The 1,370-nt window shown below is 70.9% G+C and carries 2 protein-coding genes; both read left to right on the top strand.

What is annotated here, in order from left to right; all coding sequences use genetic code 11:
* Nucleotides 1–277 precede the first annotated feature (277 nt).
* Nucleotides 278–994 (top strand): ribosome hibernation-promoting factor, HPF/YfiA family, encoded by a 717-nt coding sequence (gene hpf / locus BIU89_RS13610; RefSeq protein WP_027466507.1) that lies wholly within the window; start codon nt 278–280, stop codon nt 992–994.
* A gap of 171 nt (nt 995–1,165) precedes the next feature.
* Nucleotides 1,166–1,370 (top strand): hypothetical protein (locus BIU89_RS13605; RefSeq protein WP_139179204.1); only part of this gene is annotated, 205 nt, incomplete at its 3' end.

Raw genomic sequence — 1,370 nt, 5'->3', positions numbered from 1 at the left:
TCGTGCTCGTCGACGACGTCGTCACCACGGGAGTGACGATGGCCGAGGGCGTCCGTGCCGTGCGCGCTGCGGGCGGGCGGGTGGTGCGCTGCGTCGCCGTGGCGAGCGTCGACGACTGACGCTCGGTGAACACCCGGTGGCCGCTGTGTGTCCGGTGAGTGTCCGACGGACTCGCCGCCTCCCCGTGACGCCGAGGGTGCGCCGGGTCTAGCCTCGCGACAAGGCGTTCGGGTCGCCGGACGGAGGCGACGCGCCGACACTGGATGGGAGCCGCCACATGGACGTGACGATCACGGGCCGGAACGTCGGGGTCACCGACCGTTTCCGCACCTACGTCGAACAGAAGTCCGAGAAGATCGACGTGCTCGCCGACCGCGCCCTCGCCTTCGAGGTGCGCATCAGCCGCCACCACGAGAAGTCGAGCGGCAGCCAGGGCGAGGACCGCGTGGAGCTCACGCTGATCGGACCGGGGCCGCTCGTACGGGCCGAGTCCGCGGCGTCGGACAAGTACGCCGCCTTCGACCTCGCCTTCGCGCGGATCATGGAACGCCTCCGTCGGGCGCGTGACCGCCGCAAGGTGCACCACGGCCGGCACCGCCCCACCTCGGTCGCCGAGGCCGCCGGCAGCGGCTTCGACGGCATGGGTGTCGTCCCGGCCGACGGCAAGCTCATCGAGGACGTCGCGACCGGTGCCGTCCCGGTCGTCGACCAGGAGACCGCCGAGGACGAGAACGAGGTCTACAGCCCGGTCGTCATCCGGCACAAGGTCTTCGAGGCCGCCCCGATGACGGTCGACGACGCCCTGTACTACATGGAGCTCGTCGGGCACGACTTCTACCTGTTCCTCGACGCCGAGACCCGCCGTCCGAGTGTCGTGTACCGACGCAAGGGCTGGGACTACGGCGTGATCGGCATCGACGAGGTGCCGGCCGGCCAGGCGCCGGCCGCGGTCGACGCGGACGCCGACGCGGAGCGCGCAGCCGCGATCGCCTGATCCCACTCGGGACCACCGGTCCCGCACCGTGTGCGCGGTCCGTTCGCGGGCCGCGCACACCCGTGTCCGCGGGCAGCCGCGCCGCTCACAGCGCCGTGCGTTCGCGGGTTGCTAGCATGACTGGTCGATCGGGCGTGCAGGTCGCGCGCGACGACCTCGTAAGGAGTTCACGTGGCAAACGTGCTGGAGAAGGTCCTCCGCATCGGCGAAGGACGAACCCTCCGTCGGCTGAAGGCGTACGCCTCGGCCATCAACGACCTCGAGGACGACTTCTCGAGCCTCACCGACGAGGAACTCCACGACGAGACCAAGGAGCTGCGCGAGCGGTACGCCAACGGCGAGACCCTCGACGACCTCCTGCCCGAGGCGTTCGCCG

The organism is Curtobacterium sp. MCBA15_005 (assembly GCF_001864855.1).
Taxonomy (GTDB): Bacteria; Actinomycetota; Actinomycetes; order Actinomycetales; family Microbacteriaceae; genus Curtobacterium; species Curtobacterium flaccumfaciens.
The sequence above is the reverse complement of the archived record's forward strand: the minus strand, read 5'-3'. Positions and strand labels throughout refer to the sequence as shown.

Excerpts from the sequence above, each read along its gene's own strand:
- hpf (WP_027466507.1), top strand. The coding sequence starts at position 278 with ATGGACGTGACGATCACGGGCCGGAACGTCGGGGTCACCGACCGTTTC.